Below are 23,069 nucleotides of genomic sequence, written 5' to 3' on the forward strand. Positions count from 1 at the left end.
GTTCGCGGTGGCCCTCAGCATTCGCGTTAAGCTACCCAGACGGAAGTCGACGGCGGGCGAGTTCGTCGGCCACGGCCGTCAGCCACCTCGACAGGGCAGCCACCCGTGGTCCACGCAGGAGTACCCCCGCTTCCGCGTGTGCGGCTGTGCCTCCGGGAGTCAGGTTGGCCGATCCGAGGTAGGCCAACCTGTGATCAGCAATGACGACCTTGAAGTGCACGCCGAGGCCGCTCTCTTCCCAGGAACGAACGGTGATGGCTCGTCCAGCACGCTCGGCGACCTGCCGTAGCAGGGCGATTGCCTCAACGTTTGCGCTGGAACGCTCCGGCGCGGTGAGCGACAGCGCCCTCGTGATCACGGTTACGGCGCCTCCCGTCTGCAGCACCCGTTGGAGCGGGTTGGCCAGGGTTGTGACGAAGTCAGCGTGCAGGTAGGGCGCGGCGATCATCAGGTTGTCCCGCGCTGTCGCGGCGACCTCGACAAGGGTGGCCTGGGTTTCTCGCGGCCTGCTTCGGTCACCGTTTACGGCGACGAGATCCGCGAGGGTTCGCCGGAGGAAACCAGGCACGGTGAGAACGAGCTCCCAGCTGTCCTCGGCCGCCTCGGTCAGGACCTGGGCCTGTGCCAGTCGGACGGCTGCGCAAGGAGTGCGGTTGTCGGCCATGTCGAGGATGTCGGCGTGGATCAGGGCGGAGCGTGCGAGATTCCAGTCAGTGACGCTTGTGCTGAGGACGGCCGCGAGTTCCGCCCCGGACGAACCGGATTCGGCAAGGTCGAGTAGGCGCGCTGCCAGCGCCATGGGCTCGGGCGCTTGGCGGATCAAGGCGACGACTGGCTTCAGTGGTTCCAGTACGGACGCCACGTCACCTCCTGGTTGGTCTGACCGGCTGGTTCAACGGTCGCGGGGAGGGAACCGAATAGCAGGTTGCGATCGAGAACCGTGTTGAACCTGGCGCATGCGACTTCGGAGACATACAGGCACGCCGCGCACGCGCCGCCGAAGGAGTGTCGGCAGGGTGGGTCGAAGACGCAGCGGCTTTCGGCGTCGAGTTCGCTGAGTGCGTCGGCGAGATCATATCGATAGACGTGTTCGAGTCCTCCAAGGATGAACTCACTGCGGGTGTTAGCGTAGATCAGGAAGGCACTGTTGGCTGGGAAGAGGTACTCCGCGAGGGAGTCCACATTCAGTCCGCATCGCGTGGCGAGCGCTTTCATGGTCCGGTGCGCCATCGAGTGAACGAGGCCGAGAATCGCCTTGGTGATGCGGCTTTCGGGAGCGTTGAAGATGTCGGTGACGGGCTCCGTGACCGTGAACAGCCATCGCTGGGCATCCTCGACAGTGGTGACACCTGGATCGTCGACTACACCGGACTCCGCGAGCCACTCAACGACGCGGAGCTGGTCCAGGCTGAACAGCAGACCTTCGGTCTCCGTCCGAACCCCGTACATCGGGAACCTTCGATCGCGACCGGCTTCAAAGAAGCGAAACCGCGTGTTCACGTCCCCGCGGGGACCGGAGCTGTGGGCTTTGGGGCTCACCCTGGTATAGCCGGCGTCGATGTAGGCGATGGGAAGTTGCCGAAGCAGGGTCACGTCGCGCAGGCCATAGCGTTCGAAGAGCGCGGGGTACGCGGCGTAGGTGGGGTGGAGCTCGTCCGCGGATTCCGTCCGCAGATCATCGATTGTGAGTGCCGCCGCGCTGCGGGCGAGCGAGAGCTGAAGACACTCGTCTCCGAGGGCATCGACCGATTCGGGGTCCAGGCCCAGCGCGTCCACCTGCTCGGCCCAGGCGGGTGCCGTACCTTCCTTCGCCCGAGCGTCGGCCAGTCCTCGTTCGTACATCTCATCACCCGGCTGCCAGCCCAGCACGGCGGCCATCTTCTGAAATTGGGCGACGGCTCCCTCGCTGTCGCGGGTTCCTCCGGCCATCCGCAGACCATCGGCGCCGGGAGGCAGCACGCCGAGGCTCTGAGCGACGGCGGCGAGGTGGACGCGGTCATGGGCGAGGCTGGCGTAGGCGTCACGGGTGGGTGGGTTGAGAACGGTGATCTGTTGCGGATAGTAGGCACTGCTTTGGGGGATTCGCGTCGCGTTCGCCCGTCCCGTTCGGCAGGTGGTGCACCAGTTCACGACCGGTTGTGTGGATCGCGTGCGGCAGCGCTCGCACTGCCAGTACCAGCGGCTGATGCTGAACGACTCGGTGTTGAACAGGGCCATGCTCGCGCGGCAGTTGTTCGCGCACCGTGGTGCGGTGATTTGCTTGAGATGGCCGCATTCGTGGATTTCCGCCCAGGGGAACTGGCGCATCTGGCCGTGATCATGGGGGCAGTTCGGAATTCGTTCGCCGACGCGAACGGTGCGGAAGTGACCGCACGCCGCACAGTGAAAGGTGTTGGGAAACCGCGACGCCTGCAGGTCTTCCGCCTTGACGAGTGCGTATTGACCGCGGTCGATGACCTCCAGCTCCGGGCCGACTCCGGCTTGGCGGGAAACGCCCTCGGCGAAGGGGCGGATGAGGCGCCGTAGTTGCGGGGCCACCCAGGCTTCGGGGATGTCGAGTGGACTGGTGTGGCGGGGTGAGCGGCCCACGACGGAGACCTTGGACGACCAGTTGAAGGGCTGGCCGGGCATGTATCGGTAGAGGGCTTGAATATTGGTGCGGTTGAGTTCTTCGATGGACATGTGATTCAAGCTCCTTGAGCGGGCGCCGCTGCGGCTGCGGAAGAATGGGCGAGGACGATTCAGACGTCGCCGTAGATGACGATGGGTTCCTCGACGTCGCGCAGCGACCGCGGCACGGGCGGCTGGAGCAGGTCTGGCAGGCGCTTGTCGGCCTCGGCTCGGAGTGGCAACGCGGCGAGCTGATCATCAACCCATGCGGCGATCGCTTCCCGATGCATGTGGTGGTAGACGCTTGTCGGGCTGATGCCGAACCCTCGGGTGAGGTTGTCGATCAGCGTTGCTCGGTCGATGAACGCCGCCCTGGTGGCGTCGCGGAATGCCGTGGACTGGGCGAGGCTCTTGCGTCGGGGCGCTCCTGTCATCCAGGCGCGGTCGTGAACCTGGAGCAGCCATGCCATGAGCCCACCTGAGAGGACACGCTTGAGGACCGGCACGGACTCGCGGTTGACGGGCACTTTGTGCACGAGCCGGTCGAGGTAGCGGATCCAGGTGGCGTAATACCGGAACACGCTCGCGTCGCGGTCCCGAGTCGGGTTGATGATGTTGATGACGAGGCCGGGGTGGCGTCGCCCGACACGAGCGGAGGCTTGGATGATCTCGGCGGCCTGCGTCGGCGTGCCCATGACGGCCATGACTCCGAGGCGCGCGACGTCAAACCCGTGACCGATGGCCTTGGTCGCGGCGATGATCTTCACCCGCCTGGTATCTTCCGATGGTGGCGTGATCAGACGTTGCACGGCGGCCCGGATATCACTAGGCGCGGCGTCGCCGTTGATGATCGCCAAGTTGGCTTGGCTGGTGATGAGATCCCGGACGTGGGGATCTCGGGTGAAGCTGGTGAGGTCTTCGTTGCGCAGGCAGTAGGCGACCAGAACTTCATATAGCTCGTGGCCGGCGTTCTTGATCTCGGTAAGCGTGCTGGGGTCTGTTGGGTCCAGGCCCGCTTCAGCGGCAATGGTTTCGGGTGCGTTGAGCATGTCGGTGACCCAAGCAGCATGGGCGAGCGCGACCTCGCGGGTAGCGGTGACCATCGTGGCCACCCTCGGGCGGAGCCCGACATAGCGGCGCAGCGGGTCGCCCTCGCGCGTCGTGGACCAGAAGGTTTCGCCGACCACGGGCCCGTTGACCGGGAACCGGTGAGCATCGCGCTGATAGAGGTGTTTGACCTGGTTCTTGTATCCCTCGATGGTCGCGGTGGCGCCGACGATTTGGACGCTCGCATTGCCGAGGTGTTCGCTGATGGTCTGCAGCAGGGTTTCGTACATGCCGTCCAGCGCACCCAGACTCTCGTCGAGCAGGTGCAGCTCGTCCGCGATCTCCAGTCGCACGTGTCCGAAACCGTCAGGGATGGGCTCGCGATTCTCCCGGCACGGATAGACCGAGCACCACAGCGGGCTGGAGGTGTAGCCGTGCTTGGGGCACCGAGAATGTGCCCGGCCAAGCAAGATTTGGAACGCCGGTTTCTGGCCAAGCTGGGCCAGTTTGTCCACGGTCCCAACGAGAACTGCTGGCGCGTGGCGATAGACATCGTCGTCAACGCCCCATACGGGCAACACGCCTTTCATGGCGCAGTCGGCGTTGCGGCACACGTGCTGCATCGTCCAGGTCGGTTCGTCGAAGCGAATCTCCAGCGGGCGAGGATCCTTGCAGACCGGGCAGCGTTCGAGAATCCGGCATGCCTCGGCGGTCTTGGGATCGCGAGGATCCTGACCTCGGTAGAACGGATTGTTGGGGTCGGGGCGGTACAGCTGGTTCGGGGTGTTGCCGCCACCGACGTAGTACCCGAGGCCGAAGGGATCACCAGCAGCGATACGGGGATCGTTACGGCGGACGAGTTCTGCCTGCAGCACCATGGACGCGAACCGCTCGGTCTGTTGTAGCGCGAGCAGGCGCAACGGGAATCGAGCCCAGACTTGGGTTCCGGCGGTCACTCCGGTGTATCGGCCGTAGAACAGCGTTGTGAGCATCAGACCGAGGTATGCCTCGGATTTTCCGCCACCAGTGGCGAACCAGACGATGTTGACTTTCTTGTGCGCGGCGGGGTCGACCATGCCGGGGAGGCAACCGACTATCCAGGCCACCTGGAATGACCGCCATGCGTCGTAGTCATCTGCGGCGGCCTGGACCACCTTGTTGGCCGCGACGAACGCGTCCAGCACGGCCTTGTTTGTACGAAGCAGTTCCAGCCCAGCGCGTACCCACTCGACTTCTTCCCTGGCGGCTTCAGCGTCCTGTTCCGCTTCTCGGCGCGCATCAGTGGTCCAGCCGAGCCGTGCCTGCAGCTCGTCAAGCGCGGCCGTGCTCCACGATTGCTCGACCCACGTCTCATGCGCTGCCACCAACGTGTCGACGGTGCCGACGGGATCGGCGATGAGGGAATCGAACGAGGTGTCGATGGGTACCTGCACCCCCATCGAGTTCGTTGTGCTTTCGCGCGGATAGGAACGCCACGTGCGCTCGGTGGCGGCGAACTGGGTGCTTAGGGTGGTTGTGCCACCAGATCGGACCGTCGTGACAGGGCTGGCGTGCCCCAGAGCGGGGACCGTGCGCTCGTAGCGATACGACTTGGCGACCTGTTCGAGCTCATAGGGCACGATCGCGGCATCCGTGTTCGTGGTCAGCTTCACCTCATACAGCTGGGTGTCGACGAAGCCGTGGTCGTAGGGATGGACGCCGTCGTAGGTCTGCGTGTCAGGCGCAGGGGTGGTGTTGACCACGGCCACCAAGATCTCGAAGCAGCCCTCATGGGGCGTGACCTCGACCTGGATAGCGGCGCGGTGCTCGGGCGGCATGACGTCGGCGGAATCAACCAGGTTCTCCGCGGCGTAGCGGCTCCAGGTCGTCTCATCGATGAGGTCGTGATCGCGGGGCAGAGACCCCGCCGGTGCGGTAGCGCGCCGAGGACGGAACAGCGTGCCGCCAGCGGGCGGCCGCGACGCGGACCGCAGCACTGCGGACAGCTCCCTCTCGCCGACCCGAACGACCGACCGCTGGTCCGCGAGCGTCAGGTGAAGCGCGACCGGGTCAATCGCGACCTTTGTCCACACAGGGGCGAGCTTGTGCCCAGGGACGGCGCCGGTCGTTCGGCCCTGGCGGGGCGCCGGAGTGGCGGTTGAACCGCTATTCGCGGGCGCGGCGGAGGTCGTCCCGTTCGCTTGGGCGGTAAACCGTTCGTGACCAGCGGCATCCGCCTCGGCGACGGCGGCGGCCCGCTGTTCGGCTAACGTCGGGTGCAGTGCGAGGTAGACCGAGCACGAAACCTCGATGTCGAGGCGGACAGGCAGGCTCGACACGCGGAAGGTGAAGCCTTGAGCCGGTGGAACAAGGCGATCCTTGAAGCTATAGCCAGCTTGAGCATCAGCGACAAGCTTGGGCTCGCTGGCGAGCATGCCTAGCCACAGGCGGTTCTGCGGACCGTTACCCAGGCGACTTCTGGTGGGAATACGGGTCCCGGTCGCTTGAGCCACGACGCGTTGGGACAGGCAGTCCAGCAGGGCATCGTAGCGTTCCGCGAGCGTGGTTGGGCTGCCCAACGGCAGCTGGGCATGCGGGGATGCCGTCATTTTCTACTCCCAGGGCTGGAAACGTGGCGCGGCCGAAGCCGGTTGGGCACGTCCGGAGGTCCTCGCGTACCCGCGTAGTGATCAATTGGTGTGGGGAGCGTGTTCAGTTGTCGTCCACAGGTCCTGTGGGTGGCCGGACTGTAGCGACACCCACCGACATTTCTTGGTCGCGCGACAGGCGAGCGGCGTTACCCAGCCCTTGACTTGCGGTTTCCGCAGACGCTCAGGATGCCGAGGTCAAGAGACGGAGCGCATCCGGTTGCGGCAGCACCAGGCCGACGGCGTTGGCCGGCGCTTGATGGACCGCCCTGTCGATGGAGATCACGGCGTGGGTTGTCACGCTTTCCAGCAGGTCGGAGACGTGGATACCCAGGTCGGCATCCACCAGACCCTCGTCCCGGCGCATCTGGACGCCGGCGATCTGCGCGGACAGCCATCGCCCAATCCGGCGGTGGACGGCGTGCAGTGTCCGGAGCGCCCAGCCCACCCGCTCGGCCTCGTTTAGGAGCTGGGTGTCGTGAACCGCCTCGGCGAACCGCCGGACATCTTCCGGTTTCTGGGGACCGTCGACCACACCTCTGACCCATGTCCCGATCGTTTGTTCCGAGGTCAAGGACGTGCCTCGCATCCGCCGGAGGATGTCACGATAGGTGAGATTGGAGTTCCGCAGCCGGGCCGCGCGAGCCTTCCAGAACGCAACGAGCTGGGCCAATGGCGCGTATGTGGGGGACTCCGACAGCTTCTCGGTGACGGCGGTGAGCAGATCGTGCCGAGCGGCGTGGTCCACGAGTACAACGACGTCGTCCGGAACCAGCGACTTGGCCGCCACACGTTGAACCGCCTCACCACGTCGGCGAGTGATCAAATCGTTGGGTTCAGCAAGGAGGACTCCGGTCTCGTCGCCCATTCGAACCGAAATGGCCAGAACCTCCACGGCGGAAGTCGCCGCTGAACCTCGCACACGCGCCGGGGCGACAGCTTGCGTTTCTTCGTCTGCCGACCCTCCAGCGGCAATGGTGCGTTGAAGCATCGCAACGATGTCCAGGTCGAACGGCTCCCAAGGATTGTCTCGGGCATCCCCGACGCTCGTCGGTACCACAGCGGCGACCCGGCCGGAAGAGAACACGTGGACACGTTGGGATCCATCAGTTCCCTGATCGCTAGACTCAGCGGGCACGCCGAGCCGCACGCCGCTCTGTCGCACTGCTTCAGCACGTATGGCGCTGAGCGCCGAACGGGCAGACACTGCCTGCTGCTCCGCCCGGCGCGCTTCGAACGGGCCGGCGGCGATAACACGAACACGGCTTGCTGGCGGCAGCGCCAGCAGCCCTGAGCGACTGCGCGGGAGCGGTCCAGGCAGGCAGATCTCGCCGACGCCACTCATACTGGTGCGGCCAGCGGTCACATCGGCGATCGTGGCGACACTGACGACGTCCGGCCAACCCACGGGGCTCGCCGTGGACTCGTCCAACGCGTTCGTCACCGCGTTGACCGCAGCACGATTACGCAGCACGAGGGCGGCCGGGGCGTTCTGCGCGACTCGCTCGTTCAGCCAGGCAAGGACACGATCGAGCTTCTCCTCCTGGTCAGCTGCGTCGAGCGCGTCGTCGAGCGCGTTGGCCACGTCGTACCAACGCTGTCCAGCCTCCCCACCGACATTCCGAGCGAAGGCCCGAGCTGTCGAGACCGACTCGCCCAAGCGAACGGCATATGGGCTGATGCCCAGTTGGGCGTCGTAACGGCGCGGAGATACCGGCAGTGACGTCAGCGAGTTGTACACGCTCCACACCCATCGAGTCGCCTCGGAGGCGCCATATACCGAGCCCGCGATCAGGCGGTATGCGCCCGAGAGCTGCCCAAGCGCCCGCCAGAGCGCGGCCAGCGCGTCGTCGAGGTTGGACCGTTCGCCGTCGTCAAGGCCCCAGACGACGACGTCGGAACTTCCCGCGCTAGCAAGGAGTTCCGCCTCGGCCACCAAGGGACGGGCACACAGGTTCCCGTCCCCGAGCGCCGACACGGCGAGGTCGGTAAGCGCGGGCGCGTCCCATCCCCAGATCAATCCACCCGCGTTACGCACGAGTTCCAGGGCTGGGTCGAACGGGTCCGCCGTCAGGTATACAACGGCGGCCGACAAGTCCGGTCGACGTAGCGTGCGCGCGACCGCAGTGGACGTGGCGGCGCTGGCATCGATCACAAGTGCCGCGAGCCGACCACTCCATGAGTCAAGCCGTGACAGCTGGTTCACCAGATACAGCCGACCGCCACTGTCACGTGCTGGCTTCCCGACCAACCTCGCGGCGCCACCGACGTCGACCGCACTGCGCGGGATGAAATCGGCGAGTCGCTGGTTCTCGAAGTACAAACGGTCGTAGAGCGTGCGCGAGGTGAGGTTGGTCGAGGCGACGGCAACCTCGACGGCCAAGCTACGGGTCCGCAACACGGCTCCGACCAGAGAGGCCGCACCGAGCAGGAGCGGGGCTGCCGTGCCGGGTAATGGGAGGACGACGGCGAGCGGAATACCCCGGACCACGGCACCTTCGACGGCAGCGAGCATCTCCACGTCGAACGACGTCGGTTCGAACGGCAGCGGGCGGCCTCCACCACCTCGGTAGCGCAGCACGCCATCCAGCACGCCCGCAGTCATCCCTCCCCCGATGTGATGACCGGAGTCGCCCAGGTGCCCCATGCCAGTGACGTTAACGGGGAGGCACGACAGACGCGACGATGCCACGCTGGATGTGGCGGCTAGCTGCTCGGATCGTCGTCGTCATTCCATTCGAAGTCCTCGTCCCGCGACGCGAGCGCCGGCGCCAGCCATGACGGGTTCTCCATCGCCTCGAACACAGCCCTATCGTCCGAGATCAGCCTGGCCAGCTTGTGCAGGCCCAGGACGGTCGACGCGTAGGCGTTGACGAGGCCATCTCCATCCGTCTGCAGGCCGCATTCCGCACGCTCGGCATAGCCCACCAGTAGTTCCAGGCGGTCGGGCTCGGTTGCCAGGCGGACCTGTGGCACCCGGCCGGTCATGATGCCCGCGTGCCCGCGGCAGCTGTAACAGGTGGCGTAGCCAGCAGCAGAGAGCACGAACACCAAGCCTGCGACGCCGACATCCATTCCCCGAAAGAGGTCGTCAGGGCCGCCGCCGGCCTCCTGCTCGGCCGCCGAGTAGAGCAACTCGTCGAACTGTTCGGCATCCCGGCTTGCGGCTGCGCGATCCAGCCACTTCGCTTCGGCATCGAGGCACTCGACAGCCTCCTCCCAGGTGATGTCGACCTGGGGTTCGTAGTCCCTGACGACTGAGAAGCCTTCGACGACGCGCCGAGGAGTCAAGACCTTGAGTACGGCGGGTTGAACCTGAATACGGGGCGCGGCATCGTAAGTTGGGATCACAGTCCGATTGATACTCCGCTACCGACGCCCCGTCGAGGCCGACTCGTGCGTGAGAGCGAGGCGTCACAACGACACGTCGTCGTAGTTGAGCACGAACCTGCTGTGGGTCTTTTCAATGGCCGGGCCGGTGAGCTCGCTGTCCGGGTACACGGTGAACGTCGGGCTTGTGCTGGTCTCGCTCGGGGTTTCAGCTCCAGACCTCGTCGCACAGGTACTCGGTCAGCTCGGTGGCGGCCATCCATGGCCGATCGCGCCCAGTTCCCCGCACGCCTCGTCGCCGGTTGCCAGGCGGCGGGCCGTGAGGTAGACCAGCATGCTCCCGTCGATCAATGCCATGCGCCACCACCCCTGCGATCGGGTCGCACACTGCTTCTGCCCACGAAGGTGGGGGGGGTCTGCTGCACGGATAGGTGACATCTGAGTTGGCTTGCCGTGATGGTGAGCTGGGAGGATGTCACTGTGCCCAAGCCCTACCCCCAGGAGTTCCGCGACGATGTCGTGCGGGTCGCTCGCGAGCGCGAACCCGGCGTGACCGTCGAGCAGATCGCCAAGGACTTCGGGGTCCACCCGATGACGTTGTTCACGTGGCTGCGCCAGGCCGACGCCGACGAGGGCGCGAAGCCGGGCATGACCAGGAACGACTCGGCCGAGCTGCGCGAGGCCCGCAAGCGGATCAAGCTGCTCGAGCAGGAGAACGAGGTCCTGCGCCGCGCGACGGCCTATCTGTCCCAGGCGAACCTGCCGGGAAAAGGCTCTACCCGCTCGTGAACGAGCTCGCCGCGGACGGTATCCCCGTCACGGTGACGTGCCGGGTCTTGAACATCGCTCGACAGCCGTACTACCGGTGGCGTGCCCGGCCGGTCACCGGGACAGAATTCGAGCGGGCATATCGGGCGAACGCGTTGTTCGACGCGCATCGCGACGATCCGGAGTTCGGCTACCGGTTGCTGGCCGACGAAGCCCGCGACGCTGGCTCGTCGATGGCGGATCGGACCGCGTGGCGGATCTGCTCGTCGATGGGCTGGTGGAGTGCGTTCGGCAAGAAACGCGGCCGCAACGGGAAGAAGACCGGCCCGCCGGTCCACGACGACCTGGTCCGCCGCGACTTCACCGCCGCCGCACCGAACCGGCTGTGGCTAGCCGACATCACCGAACACCGCACCGCAGAAGGAAAGCTCTATCTATGTGCGGTCAAGGACGCCTGTTCCAACCGGATCGTCGGCTACTCCATCGACTCCCGGATGACCTCCCGCCTCGCCGTCACCGCTCTCACCAACGCCTTCGCCCGCCGCGGTGACACCGCCGGCTGCGTGGTGCACACCGACCGCGGCTCGCAAGGCGGATTCATTCGGTCGTCGCAACACCGGTGTCTTGGATTGATCGTAGATGGTTGTCAAGGGCTTCGGCGGGCGTCTTCCAGCCGAGTGTCTTGCGTGGTCGTGAGTTGAGGGTGGCCGCGACCGCTGCGATGTCCTCAGCGCTCCAGCGGGAAAGGTCGGTGCCTTTCGGGAAGTATTGGCGTAGCAGCCCGTTCGTGTTCTCGTTCGTGCCGCGTTGCCATGGGGAGTGTGGGTCGGCGAAGTAGACCGGAAGTCCGGTTTGGACGGTGAATTGGGCGTGTGCGGACAGTTCTTTGCCGCGGTCCCAGGTCAGCGACCGTCGCAACTGCTCGGGAAGCTGGGTCACGGTCTTCGCGAGGGCATCGGCCATGGTGATCGCGCCGTAGCCGGCCAGTGCCGGCCCGTTCTTCGTGCGTGGTGTGACGCCCCAGCCTTCCTCGCGGGGCAGGTGCACAAGCATCGTGAACCGGGTCGCGCGTTCGACCAGGGTGCCGATGGCGGAGCGCTGCAGGCCGATGACGAGGTCGCCTTCCCAGTGTCCTGGCACGGCGCGGTCGTCGGCCTCGGCGGGGCGTTCACTGATCAGGACTTCCGGGGTCACGTGCGCCCATGCCTTCTGCCTGGATCTGGCGCGCGGGACACGCAGGGCCCGGCCGGTGCGCAGGCAGGCGACGAGCTCGCGCTTGAGGGCGCCGCGGCCTTCGACATAGAGGGCCTGGTAGATCGCCTCGTGGCTGATCCGCATGGACTCATCATCCGGGAACTCGACCGGTAGCCGTTTCGCGATCTGCTCTGGGCTCCACGCCGTCGTCCAGGCCCGATCAGCGCGATGCGGTTTGTTCCGCCCCTTCCATACCGGACCGTCGGGGCCGATGACGGCGCCGTCGGTGTCGCGGACCTCACCGGACAAACGTTGCTGGACATAGTCGCGTAGTCGCTCGTTGACGGCGAGTTTGGCGGCCTTGGGACGCTTGGCGCGCCGTTCGGCATGCCATTGCGCGGTCGAGGCTTTGTAGTCGACGCCATAGGTCCGGGTCGACGCGTTGCGACGCAGCTCCCTCGAGATCGTTGAGGCGTCTCGGCCCAGTTGCCTGGCGATCGCTCTCACACCAGCCCCTTGCGCGCGCAGCAACGCGATGTCCTCTCGCTCGACGAACGACAGGTACCGGCCGGAGACCGTCGCGGACAGCTGTGGATTCACCCCGCCAGCGTGACGGAACCACCGGTAACCGACCGGTGCCGACACACCCGCCACCTCCGACGCCTCATCGGTCAAGACACCGGTCGCGATCGCCGCCCAGAACCGCACCCGATCCACGCGCCATGCGACCGTCGGTCGACCCGGCGAAGGCATCTGCCCCCGATACTCCCGAACCTGCTTCTGCCTCGGACCAGCCATCGCTCCACCTCGCGGTCAGGGTGTTGCGACGATCAGTTGAATCCGCCCTCGCCGCCACGGTCGGAATGCAGCACCGTGCCTTGACATTCACCGCCGCGAGCGGTCACCGCGGCCTCGATCGCGGTGGTGACCATCTCGGCACTGATGTGGTCAGCCACACTGTGCCCGAGCACTTTCCGGGAGTGCCCGTCCCGGATCGCGCACAAGAACATCTCCCCTCACCACACGACAGATACGTGATATCGGTGAACCACACGGTATCCAGGCGGCCTTGGTCGAAGACGCGGCCGACCAGATCCGGCGGGAACGACGCGGCGGGATCGACCACCGTGGTCTTGACCTTGAACGTGCGCGGGCTGATGCCCTCCAGCCCGATCGAGGCCATGATCGACGCGACCGTCTTGGCGCTCACCACTTCACCCCGCGCACGCAGCTCCGCGGTGATCCGCGGTGACCCGTAGGTTCCGCCAGATTCCTGGTGCGCCTGGGTGATCTTGGCCTCCAGGTCGGCGCGGCGCTGCTGCCGCGGCGTCAGCACCGTGGCCACAGCACGGTGCACGTACGCGTAATAACCAGAACTGGACACACCCAACAGCCGCGCCATCCGCCGCACCGAGAACCCCGTACTCGCCGCTGAACTGGCGCTGCCGGCCTTGTGAGTGTGTCGTCAGGGCCGGCGTACTTGGCCATCAGCTCGAACCGGGTCGATTCCTCTGCATCGCGGCAAAGTACGCCGAAGCTTTTACCGGAACTGGTTGTCCTTCTCCAGTTCGGCCACCTGTCGGCGCAGCCGCTGCAACTCGGCCTGCTCCGCCGGCTCCAGGGGCGTCTCCCCGTGGACCTCGGCCGCGGCGACCCTGCGTCGCTCATGTTTGACCCAAACACTCAACATCCCTGGGTCAATCCCCAGCTCACGAGCCACTTCGGAGATCGTTCGACCAGAATCGATCACCCGATGCGCAGCCTAGACCTTGTACTCGGCCGTGTACGACCGGCGCTGACGAGGAGGCATGACAGACATCCTTCCAGCAGGAACACAATCCTGCTAACTCGGTGTCCACTGCCCGGGGTGAACCTCATCCGACTGGGCGGCCGTCGAAGGCACCGCGCTCAGAACGCCAAGGTGTATCGGCGTTTGTTGGGTGAGGATGTGGTGCTAGAGCATCACTCCAATGTGGAGTTGGATCAGGCTCTACGCAGTCGGAGAACGCATTCTGATCGGCCTGCCAGTCTCCGCGTACTGCGTTTGTCCAGTCGTGTAGGAGTGAACATTTGTCAGTTTCCTTCGTTAGCCAGGCTCTGCGGCGGTCACTACAAAACTTCTACCCGCTCGACGACTCGGATCCCTACTGCCTTAACACCCTTGAACGTCGGAACGGCGGCCCGCGGAGAGCGGGCCGCCGACTCCACCTGGGGATCGTCATCGGAGAACCGCAGCCCACTAATCTAACAACACCAGTTACGAAACAGTCTTAGCTACGGAAGTAAGAAATCAGCCAGAGTTCGGCCTGGGAATGGGATCTCGAGCCGGTTCGGAGTGGCCGTCTTTCCGGCGACTACTTGCGATTCGCGAATGGGTTCCTCGGCATCTTCGGAGGTCACTGCTCATCGATCACCTATGTCTGGCCCCTTCGGTCTGGCAATGAGTCAACGTGTGATTTTCAAGCACGCTGTACCTTGCCCGATCTCCCACCTGCCGTCCATCTTAATCCACAGTCTGGAGCATACGCCGCTGCCATGAGGGAAGTTCCTGTTCACGGAGACCCATCCAGAGTTCACCCAACCTGGCCAGATTGTCCCCTCCCAAACCTGATCGCGAGTATTATGGTGCCATCCAACTCCCCACAACTCGAAATGATACACCTTCGTCGTGTTTGGGTAGGGCATGACGGCTCGACCTTTAACCTGGTCGACACGCAGACCACCCCCGAGGACATCAATGCAATTTTGAATGATGTTGCAGTGTGTTCCGCTGAGGGAGGTAAAGCGCTTTTCGCGTGCCGTTGCGCCCGATCGCTGGGGGCCGTCGCCAGCGAATGCCGAATTCACGCTCACGCCAAGCATGAGGATGCCGACAACGACAGCAACTATGATCGCCAATGGTTTGCGCATGATCCAAACATACCTTTCTTTTCTTTCACTAGTTCCACGACCGTTAAATTTTATTTCGCATCATCCGTTCCCGGAAATCCTGGCTTCGTGTCGATGACAGAAGGGATGCTTTGTAGTCGAACGAGGGCAATCTCACTCCGCCGTTGAGATCACGTGCGACCAACGCTGATCCTGATTTCAAGCCGGCGCAGTCCAACTGGACTCCGAATGCGTCGCTGCGTCTACCCGGTCGCCGCTGACTCATACTCCTCCGATCACCACGCCAACGGTGCATCACCGGTCGTGTGAAACCTCAGCAAAATTCTGCAATACGCTGGTAAATCCCTATCTTCGCGGCGAAGATGGAGGTGGGGTGATGCAAGTGATGGAGTTCCGCCTGTTGGGGGAAGTTGTCCTGCTCGATCACGGTCGCACGATTGATCTAGGGCCAGCCAAACAGCGCTGTGTACTAGTCGCATTGGTCCTGAGTGGCGATCATGTGGTGTCAGTGGACCAACTGGTCTACAGAGTTTGGGGTGAAGATCCCCCGCAGCGCGCTCGGGCGACTCTATTGAGCTATCTTTCCCGGCTACGGCAGGTTTTGGCGATGACAGGTGCTGCAGGAATCGTTCGGCGCGCAGGCGGCTACCTTCTGGCGGTCGAGCATGCAACGGTCGACCTTCAACGATTTCATGATCTTCGTGACCGGGCTCGCGGCCGTGCCATCGACGACCAGCGGACTGCGGAGCTCTTGGCGGAGGCGCTCCATACGTGGCGCGGAGAAGCACTGACAGGGCTGAGCGGTGACTGGGCTGTGGCAGAGCGCGACCGCCTGCACCAGGACCGCTTGAACGTGGAATGTGACCTCGCCGATGCCCTGCTGCGTTTGGGACATGGTGAGGACCTGGTGGCCGAACTCGCCGCGCGGGCCACCAAAAACCCGTTGAACGAGCGTGTCACAGGTCAGTACATGGAGGCCCTGTACCGGGCCGGTCGCGCGGCTGACGCCTTGGAGCACTATCGGCACGTTCGCACACGTCTGGTCGAGGAGCTTGGCACGGACCCCAGCCCGCCGCTGCAGGAGTTGCAGCAACAGATCCTGACTATGGACCCGCGTTTGGCTGGCCTGCGCGGCACGCGCCAAGCGGCGAAGCCGCAGCAGTTACCGGCTGCACCGCAACAATTCACCGGCCGCAACCGGGAATTGGCCGCACTCACCGCCGCGGTGGACGCGGCGTCGGAGCGGGACACCACAGTAGTGATTGTGGCGGTGGCCGGCACCGCCGGAGTGGGTAAAACCGCGCTCGCCCTGCATTGGGCCCATCAGGTCCGCGGCCAGTACCCGGATGGGCAGCTATACCTTAATCTTCGCGGCTACGATCCCGAAGAGCCTCTGTCACCTGGACAGGCGCTCGACCGGTTCCTGCGTGCCCTCGGTGTTTCCGGCGATCAGATACCCCAAGAGGTTGACGAGCGCGCCACTCGCTTCCGTACCGAAGTCAGCGGACGCCGGATGCTGATCGTGCTGGACAACGCCGGCAGCGTCGACCAGATCCGCCCACTTCTCCCGGGCACCGGCACCTGTCTGGTGCTGATCACCAGCCGCGACTCGCTCTCCGGGCTGGTCGCCGTGAATGGAGCTCACCGTCTCGATCTGGACCTCCTGCCGCTCACAGACGCCATCGCCCTCCTCAGTCAGCTGATCGGTCCTCGTGCCGAGGCCGAGCCCGATGCCGTCGTTGCGCTGGTCGGCCAATGTTCACGCTTGCCATTGGCCCTACGCGTCGCCGCAGAACGCGCCAACACACACCCCACGATTCCACTGGCCGATTTGGTCGCCGAGCTCACTGACTACCAGCGGCGACTCGACCGGCTGGAGATCGACGGAGATGGGCACGCCACCGTCCACGCCGTTTTTTCCTGGTCCTATCAGCGGCTTCCCGCTGGAGTCCGCCGGACGTTCCGGCTGTTCGCCTTACACCCCGGGACCGACATCGACCCCCATGCCGTCGCCGCCCTCGCCAGGATCACCGTCGAGACGGCGCGCCAACACCTAGAAACCCTGACCCGCGCGCATCTCACTCACAGCGCCGGACCGAATCGCTATGGCGTGCACGACCTGCTCCGTGCGTATGCCACCCACCAAGCGATCGTCGAAGATACCGAGCATGAGCGGCAGGAGGCGGTGAACCGCCTACTTGACCACTTCGTTCACACCGCCGCTGCAGCTGTCACTCTGGTGTATCGCAACGATTACCATCTGGAACGCCAACGCAGTGGCTCCAGCGAACCGGCGATTTCCACGCAGGTCTTCGACAATCGCACGCTTGCGACAGCCTGGCTGGACAACGAACACGCCAACCTCGTCGCTGTCGCTGCCGACGCTGCCAGACACGGACGTTCAGGCCATGTCATCGCCCTTTCCACGACCTTGCGCTCGCATCTTTTCACCACCAGCCGTATCGCCGATGCACGAACGCTGCACACCCTGGCACTCGCCCTGGCCCGCGAAACCGGCGACCACAGCGGGCAGATCCACGCTTTACACGGCCTTGGCTTCGTCCATTACAACTCGGGTGCGTACGAGTTGTCCCTCGACAGCTTCGGCCAGGCCCTGACCATCGCCCGCATGGCCAGCGACCGCCACGGCGAAAGAGTCGCACTGAACGGGCTAGGTCACGTCCATTACATCTGTGCCCAGTACGAGCTAGCTCTCGCCCGCTTCAACCAGACCATCATCGTTGCCCGCGACATTGGCCACCGCAGCGGCGAACTTCATGCGCTTCGGCTCCTCGGCCACATCCATTGCATCCAGGGCCGACTCGAGCCCGCCCTCGCCTGCTTCAACCAGGCCCTGACCATCGCCCGCGACGTCGACGACTACAGCGGCGAACTACATGCTCTCCGCGGCCTCGGGAACGTCCGGCACCTCCAAGGCCGGTACGGGCAAGCGATCGAGTGTTACCGGCAATCCCTGGCCATCGCCCGCGACACCAACAACGTCAACGGTCAGTTCGAAGCCATCTTAGGTCTTGGCCGCACCTACCTGGCCACCGGGCAAGCCCGGCAGGCACTCGCCGAACAGCAGACAGCCCTGAGCATCGTCCACGGTGTTGGCCAACTCGCCGACCAGGCCCGAGCCCACGACGGTCTCGCACACGCCCACCATGCCCTCAGTCACAACGACGAGGCCCGCCACCATTGGGATCAAGCCCTGAACATCATCATTCACCTAGGCCTCAACAACGTTGAGGATCTTCACATCAACGACCTCCGTGATCACCTCAGTAACCACCAAGCCGACCGTCGATGACTTCGCGAGCAGCCGACCAGCCTGTGCCGCTCGAAAAGCCAGGTATGGAGTGATCACCGCTTCCCCGCGCCGGACCAGCACGCCGCCGATCTCCACATCGTCAGGGCATGTCGGAGATGACCAACTATCGCCGCGAACTGAACACCCCCGGACGACGCTAAAGGCTGTCTCGTAACCCGGTGATCGGCTGGTCAGGCCCGTGGTTGATCATGACGGGATGCAGGTGATCTCGGCGTCTCGGTCGGAGTGGATCGTCCCGTTCACGGGGCTGCAACCAGGTCAGTTCCGCAAGCTCGTGCGAGTCGTGGCTCAACGTGGCGGTGAGGCGATCGCCGACGGTCGGCCGGGTCGGCCATGGCGGCTGACACTGCCGGACCGGGTGCTGCTGGTGGCCACGTATTGGCGGACGAACCTGACGATGCGGCAGATCGGTCCGCTGCGGCGTCTCGCACTCCGCAGCCCATCGCGTAGTCGACTCGCTCGGCCCGTTGCTGGCATTGGCCCCGGTCCGGCGACGCCGGGTCGATCAGATCGCGATCGTCGACGGCACGTTGGTGCCCACCCGTGATCACCGGGTCGCCGAACGGTCGAAGAACTACCGGTATTCGACCAACCTGCAGGTCGCCATCGACGCAGACACCCGCCTGGTGATCGCGACCGGTGACCCGCAACCGGGCAACCGCAACGACTGCACCGTCTATCCCGACTCCGGCATCGCCGATGTCCTGTCCGGTCGACCCGTCATGGCCGACGGCGGCTACCAGGGCAATCCCGGTGTGATCATGCCGTATCGCAAGCGCACCAAGGGTGCTGTTCTGCCGGACTGGCAAGAGGATCTCAACAAGATCCACCGCAAGGTCCGCGCCCGCGTTGAACATGCTTTGGCGCGCATGAAGACCTACAAGATTTTGCGCGACTACCGCCGCGCCGGCCACACCCTGGCCACCACCGCCTCCGGCATCGCCTTCCTGCACAACCTTGCCATCACCGGCTGACCAACTCAACTCCGAGACCACCACAAGATCAGTTACGAGACAGCCTTTAGGTAGGCTGCGAGCGCTAGGCGCACCGTCCACCGTACCCTTGGCGTGATGTGCGCGTGATCGTCACAGTGGCGGATTGACGCTCAGGACACGGCGCAGGTAACCCCACGTTGTGACGCCTCGTTGGCGGCGATGAAGGCTGTGAGGTGCCGATGGCGGACGACGTATCCGACGTTGCTGCCTTTGGGTGGGAACTACCGGACGGAGTTGGGATTGTCCAAGGGGCCGTGAGGCTGACAACCGGTGAACCGGTTGATGACTGTGGCGTCATCTGTTATGCGCTGACCCCACCTATCGAGGCGCTGGACGGCAGGGGGTGGTGCACCAACAGCGACGGTGGCTACGCCTTTCCTACACCAGCGGGTACATACGCGTTGGCCGCCCACGGGCTGGTCCCGCGTGTCGGTGCGGAGGGGACGACCGTGCTCGTGCCAGTGATCGGCAAGGTCGAGGTGGTGGTGTTTCCGCACCGGGTCGTAAAAGCGGACATAGTCGCCACGGAACGCCCCGACCTGGTCGGCTGGGAGGGGCGCGTGGCCGATTTGCTGGGGATACGAGACTGGCGCCATCGAGAAGATCACTAAGACGTATCGGGCCAGTGAATTGAGTAGGGCGCGGTAGACGATGTCGGAGAGGTGTCGTTTGAGTACGCGTAGGGCTTCCAGGCCGCCGTCTCCGCGGGCTCGTCGGCGGGCGAGCAGTGCTCGCGCGTCAGGGTGGCAGCGGGCTTGGGTGAGGGCGATGCGGTGTAGGGCGGCGTTGAGTTGACGGTTGCCGATACGACTGAGTCGGGTGGCGGGCGCGGTTGGATGACCAGACTGGCAGAGGTGCGGTGCCGTTGTGTCGTGCGTAGGTGTCGCGGGAGCGAAACCGACGGATGTCAGCGGTTTCACCGAGAATCTTGGCGGCGGTCAGTGGTCCGCATCCGGGGATGGTCAGCAACGTCGGTGCGCATTGCTGGGCCAGGGTGGTGATCTCGGCTTCGAGTTGGTTGATGTGGGCGGTGAGGTGCAGGCAGTGTTCGACGAGCGCCTCGGCGAGGCGGGCAACGGTTGTTGAGAATTGGTCGAGTCGGGCTGTGAGGGTGTTGTAGGCGCTGACGCGGTCGAGAGATCGGGCGGTGGGGTCCCATTGGGGGTCCAGTTCGTGCAGGCGCCAGCGCAGCCGGTTGATTGCCCTGGTGCGTTCGCTGATGAGTGCTTCCCGGTGGTCGGTCAGCAGGCGCATGTCGCGTTCGGGGCCGTCGAGTTGTGCGGTGGGCAGGTCGGGTTCGCGCAGGGCCGCGCGGGCCACGGCCAAGGCGTTGATGGGGTCGGATTTGCCGTATGTGCGTGCGCTGTCGCGGGTGGCGGCCATTAGTTTCGGGGTGACCCGAACGATGCGTTCGCTGGCCGCCAGCAGATCTTGTTCCAGGCGGCGGGTCATGTTGCGGCAGTCCTCGACGGCCCAGATTCGCTCGTTGTCGTGTTCAGTGGCCCAGCGCAGCAGGGTGAGGTTGTCTTTGCTGGTGGTGCCCGTGGTCTTGGTCGCGAGGGTGCGTCCCAGCTGGTTGACGACGATCGCGGTGTGGGTGCGTTTGTGGGCGTCGATGCCGACAACGATCATGCTCGTGGGTTCTTTCCTTTGCCGGACAGGGTGGATCGGCTGGAGGCATGTCCCAGTCGAGGCGATGTCACGCTCCTCTTGAGCCATTCCAGGCGATCGGTTGGTAGCCGGTGGGCCGCATGATTTACATCAGCCACCTGACGGGGCATCGAGTGGTCGAGCGAACCCACCGGCATGATCAGCGTGGCACTGGAACGAGTGGCTCTGTCTCACTTTCTGCTCTGTCCCACTTTCGGTGGTGAGCGAGGCCTGCGGATATCGTGCCTGTCCACAAGGTGAACACTGGCCTTCCGATGTGGTCGGTGAAGCCGGCGCCGAGTGCGCCGCCGACACCACCGAGTGGTCCGGCTGCGACCGGAGCGCCCGGCGGTGTCACGAACGCACCGCATGGTCCAGGTGCTGATGGGTCCACTGTGACCGGTACACGCGTGTTGCCACGACCGGTTGGGTCATGGGGCGCGGCATCGGGCATGTCGGTGGGGCCGTCGTGGTGGACGTCGTACGGCAGGCATCATCCAAGTTGATCGTCCTTGTTTCTTCGCTGAGCTGAAGTTCTTCCCACGAAGCGATTGAAGGGCAAGGAAAAAGGATGCACAGGTACGTACGACGCGGCATCGTCGCCGCAGTCATGTCCGGCGGGTTCGTCCTGCTGGGCAACGCGGTCGCGAGCGCTGACACCGGTTCCGATGGCCCACTGGGTCTCGGCGGAACGCTCAACACCGTGCTGGGCAGCTCCCACGCGGGTAACGGCGGCGACTCGGGCAACGGCGGCAGCACCTCCAGCTCGAACAAGGCCGTGACCGGCAACTCCGGGGACTCGGGCAACTCCGGGTCGACCGGCGGGAACTCCGCATACGGTGTGTGCGTGCTCGCGCGCTGCGAGACGCACGTCACCTTCCGCCCGGTATTGCTGGCCCCGTGTGGCGGACACCCATGTTGAAGTCAGTCCGGTGACCGCCGCCGCTCAGGTTCACACCGGTCCGCTCGCACCTGCTGTAGTCGTGCCGTCCTGGGTGTCGGACTAGGTCGCCGCGCCCGAACGGATGATGACGCTGGCCTACCGGGTCGCGACTGACGTCGGCCGTTCCCGGCCAACGCGCCTGGCTGTGCCGTCAAGTCGTCCTCATCGCAACTCCCCCTCACGTCTCGGATTCACGACTTCCGGGCTCCGGTGACTGCGGTGATCCCGGCCGGACAACGAGGGCTCAGGTGCTGACCTGGCTGCGTTCGGAGCTGGATGACCGAATCGACCGCACCCGCCTCGACGCCGCCCTGCTCGGCGCGGTGCTGCTGGACGAGCTGGCGTTGTTGCCACGGCGTCAGCGGTTCACGTTGCGGGCCTGGCCCAGCACACCACCGCCGACATCGTCGCCCGGACCGGCTGGCCCCACGGCAAGTAGCCCGCCTGCTGCGAGCCGCGCTGGGAACCGTGACCGCGCACGCCCGGATCTGAGAGGCACAGGATCACATCAACGCCCGGCACCCGTGCCATACCGGTCTGCCGGAGCAGCCCGGGCTTTCCCTCTCCAGCTTGCGCTGTCGTGGACGTCGCGACCGACGACGGACAAGCCGGGCCATGGATCGCTACCTCGCCCGCAGCCACAACATCGAACGCGACCGCCAGGGCTGGGTCCCGCCGCGCGCCGGTGACCGCGGGGTCGCCGTCACCACCGTGGTCCCGGGCTTTCCGGGTGACGGGTACGGCGAGTTCATGCAGAAGGCGCTCGCCCATTCGGGCTACAACTGGAACCGACACGGCCGCCGACGACCCTGACCACACCCGGCCCGAGCAGGTCAGTGTGTATGGATCGGTCACCGCTGTGGACAGAATGAGCCCATGACTGAGCCGGTGACTGAGACCGCTGAGCCCTCGGTGAGCACTCCACCGCCGGCACTGGACCAGATCGTGGCCGGTCGCCCACTCACGATCGGCAGCTTCCAGTTTCGCTTCGCCGACCAGCACTGGGAGTGGTCCGACGAAGTCGCCGCGCTGCACGGCTACCGGCCGGGCACGGTGCACCCCACCACCGAGTTCCTGCTCTCCCACAAACACCCGGACGGCCGCGACGCGGTCGCCGAGGCATTGGCGCGGCGATCCGCGACGGCACCGCGTTCTGCAGCCGCCACCGCATCATCGACACCGCCGGAACCGAACACCACGTGCTGGTCGTCGGTGACCGTCTCTACGGCGACACCGGTGTCACCATCGGCACCACCGGTTACTACACCGACCTCGACCCCAGTCTGGCCGAGGACCGCCGCCAGATCCTCGACGACGCCATCCCCGACCTGCTGGGGGCCCGCGCGCACATCGAACAAGCCAAAGGCGCGCTGCAATGGCGATCCCAGAACACCAACACCAAACTACGAGACCTGGCCGAGAGACTCGCCGCGACCCTGACCGCACTCGGCGGCGGCCCGCTGCAACTACGCACCCAGTTCGACCACCTTCTGCTGACCATCCACCAACATTCCGAGCCGCCATCCTCATAGGACCCGCTGGTCGCGGCGGCCGACCGCCACAGACGTCCTCAAAGCCGCCACGACCACGGCGGCAGTAGCGGGAACCGCTCCGTGGACGGCCTTGCACGGACGATGGTCGGCGGGCTGACTGCTTAACCCACCAACCACCTACTGACAGGC

General features: G+C 65.1%; 16 protein-coding genes and 2 pseudogenes. 8 read left to right on the forward strand and 10 right to left on the reverse strand.

Annotated elements, in window-relative coordinates; all coding sequences use genetic code 11:
• Nucleotides 1-31: 31 nt before the first annotated feature.
• The 5 genes from AOZ06_RS15830 to AOZ06_RS15850 all read right to left on the reverse strand — a co-directional run bounded on the left by AOZ06_RS15830 (nt 32) and on the right by AOZ06_RS15850 (nt 9,635).
• A complete protein-coding gene (locus tag AOZ06_RS15830) occupies nt 32-862 on the reverse strand; it encodes a phospholipase D-like domain-containing protein (protein ID WP_054290091.1) in 831 nt (276 codons plus the stop codon).
• Nucleotides 838-2,682, reverse strand: coding sequence for a hypothetical protein (locus AOZ06_RS15835; protein ID WP_054290092.1), 1,845 nt, complete (start codon nt 2,680-2,682; stop codon nt 838-840). The genes AOZ06_RS15830 and AOZ06_RS15835 overlap by 25 nt, the downstream gene beginning before the upstream one ends.
• Nucleotides 2,683-2,741: 59 nt before the next feature.
• Nucleotides 2,742-6,245 (reverse strand): P-loop NTPase family protein, encoded by a 3,504-nt coding sequence (locus AOZ06_RS15840; protein ID WP_157233035.1) that lies wholly within the window; start codon nt 6,243-6,245, stop codon nt 2,742-2,744.
• Nucleotides 6,246-6,468: 223 nt separating this feature from the next.
• Nucleotides 6,469-8,931, reverse strand: a complete 2,463-nt coding sequence (locus tag AOZ06_RS15845) for a DISARM anti-phage system protein DrmE domain-containing protein (RefSeq protein ID WP_054290094.1) — start codon at nt 8,929-8,931, stop codon at nt 6,469-6,471.
• A 59-nt stretch (nt 8,932-8,990) separates the two neighbouring features.
• Nucleotides 8,991-9,635 (reverse strand): hypothetical protein, encoded by a 645-nt coding sequence (locus AOZ06_RS15850; RefSeq protein WP_054290095.1) that lies wholly within the window; start codon nt 9,633-9,635, stop codon nt 8,991-8,993.
• Nucleotides 9,636-10,070: 435 nt separating this feature from the next.
• Between AOZ06_RS15850 and AOZ06_RS58895 the strand changes: the two genes are divergently transcribed.
• Together AOZ06_RS58895 and AOZ06_RS57765 are read left to right on the forward strand one after the other, a co-directional pair.
• Complete coding sequence (locus tag AOZ06_RS58895) at nt 10,071-10,403, forward strand: transposase (protein ID WP_218921998.1); 333 nt, start codon at nt 10,071-10,073, stop codon at nt 10,401-10,403.
• A gap of 47 nt (nt 10,404-10,450) precedes the next feature.
• On the forward strand, nt 10,451-11,083 hold the full coding sequence (locus AOZ06_RS57765) for a DDE-type integrase/transposase/recombinase (RefSeq protein ID WP_169798925.1): 633 nt from the start codon (nt 10,451-10,453) through the stop codon (nt 11,081-11,083).
• On the opposite strand, the gene AOZ06_RS15865 is transcribed toward AOZ06_RS57765, so the two are convergent.
• The 4 genes from AOZ06_RS15865 to AOZ06_RS15875 all read right to left on the reverse strand — a co-directional run bounded on the left by AOZ06_RS15865 (nt 10,980) and on the right by AOZ06_RS15875 (nt 13,326).
• Nucleotides 10,980-12,374 (reverse strand): IS30 family transposase, encoded by a 1,395-nt coding sequence (locus tag AOZ06_RS15865; RefSeq protein ID WP_054290097.1) that lies wholly within the window; start codon nt 12,372-12,374, stop codon nt 10,980-10,982. The two genes, AOZ06_RS57765 and AOZ06_RS15865, sit on opposite strands and share 104 nt — an antisense overlap.
• Nucleotides 12,375-12,406: 32 nt before the next feature.
• Entirely contained in the window at nt 12,407-12,532 is a 126-nt protein-coding gene (locus AOZ06_RS62055; protein ID WP_417999954.1) for a hypothetical protein, read from the reverse strand.
• Nucleotides 12,478-12,978, reverse strand: coding sequence for an IS3 family transposase (locus AOZ06_RS15870; RefSeq protein ID WP_157233037.1), 501 nt, complete (start codon nt 12,976-12,978; stop codon nt 12,478-12,480). Before AOZ06_RS15870 ends, AOZ06_RS62055 begins: the two co-directional genes overlap by 55 nt.
• 138 nt (nt 12,979-13,116) lie before the next feature.
• Entirely contained in the window at nt 13,117-13,326 is a 210-nt protein-coding gene (locus AOZ06_RS15875; protein ID WP_083471715.1) for a transposase, read from the reverse strand.
• A 1,524-nt stretch (nt 13,327-14,850) separates the two neighbouring features.
• On the opposite strand from AOZ06_RS15875, the gene AOZ06_RS15880 reads away from it, so the two are divergent.
• From AOZ06_RS15880 to AOZ06_RS62060, 3 genes and pseudogenes are all read left to right on the forward strand, one after another.
• Nucleotides 14,851-17,778, forward strand: coding sequence for an AfsR/SARP family transcriptional regulator (locus AOZ06_RS15880; protein WP_225955286.1), 2,928 nt, complete (start codon nt 14,851-14,853; stop codon nt 17,776-17,778).
• Nucleotides 17,779-17,995: 217 nt separating this feature from the next.
• Nucleotides 17,996-18,773 (forward strand): annotated as a pseudogene (locus AOZ06_RS15885) (transposase).
• Between the two features lie 200 nt (nt 18,774-18,973).
• Nucleotides 18,974-19,405, forward strand: a complete 432-nt coding sequence (locus AOZ06_RS62060; protein ID WP_169798813.1) for a hypothetical protein — start codon at nt 18,974-18,976, stop codon at nt 19,403-19,405.
• Nucleotides 19,406-19,579: 174 nt separating this feature from the next.
• Here AOZ06_RS62060 and AOZ06_RS15890 read toward each other — a convergent pair.
• Nucleotides 19,580-20,513 (reverse strand): annotated as a pseudogene (locus AOZ06_RS15890) (IS110 family RNA-guided transposase); the annotation flags it as partial.
• Nucleotides 20,514-21,015: 502 nt separating this feature from the next.
• Here AOZ06_RS15890 and AOZ06_RS15895 point away from each other — a divergent pair.
• From AOZ06_RS15895 to AOZ06_RS58900, 3 genes are all read left to right on the forward strand, one after another.
• Entirely contained in the window at nt 21,016-21,366 is a 351-nt protein-coding gene (locus AOZ06_RS15895) for a hypothetical protein (protein ID WP_054290099.1), read from the forward strand.
• Between the two features lie 636 nt (nt 21,367-22,002).
• Nucleotides 22,003-22,200, forward strand: coding sequence for a hypothetical protein (locus AOZ06_RS15900; RefSeq protein ID WP_054290100.1), 198 nt, complete (start codon nt 22,003-22,005; stop codon nt 22,198-22,200).
• A 386-nt stretch (nt 22,201-22,586) separates the two neighbouring features.
• Nucleotides 22,587-22,919 (forward strand): ANTAR domain-containing protein, encoded by a 333-nt coding sequence (locus AOZ06_RS58900; protein ID WP_218921999.1) that lies wholly within the window; start codon nt 22,587-22,589, stop codon nt 22,917-22,919.
• The last annotated feature ends 150 nt before the right edge of the window (nt 22,920-23,069 follow it).

Origin of the sequence: Kibdelosporangium phytohabitans (assembly GCF_001302585.1) — a bacterium.
In the GTDB taxonomy this organism is placed as follows: Bacteria; Actinomycetota; Actinomycetes; order Mycobacteriales; family Pseudonocardiaceae; genus Kibdelosporangium; species Kibdelosporangium phytohabitans.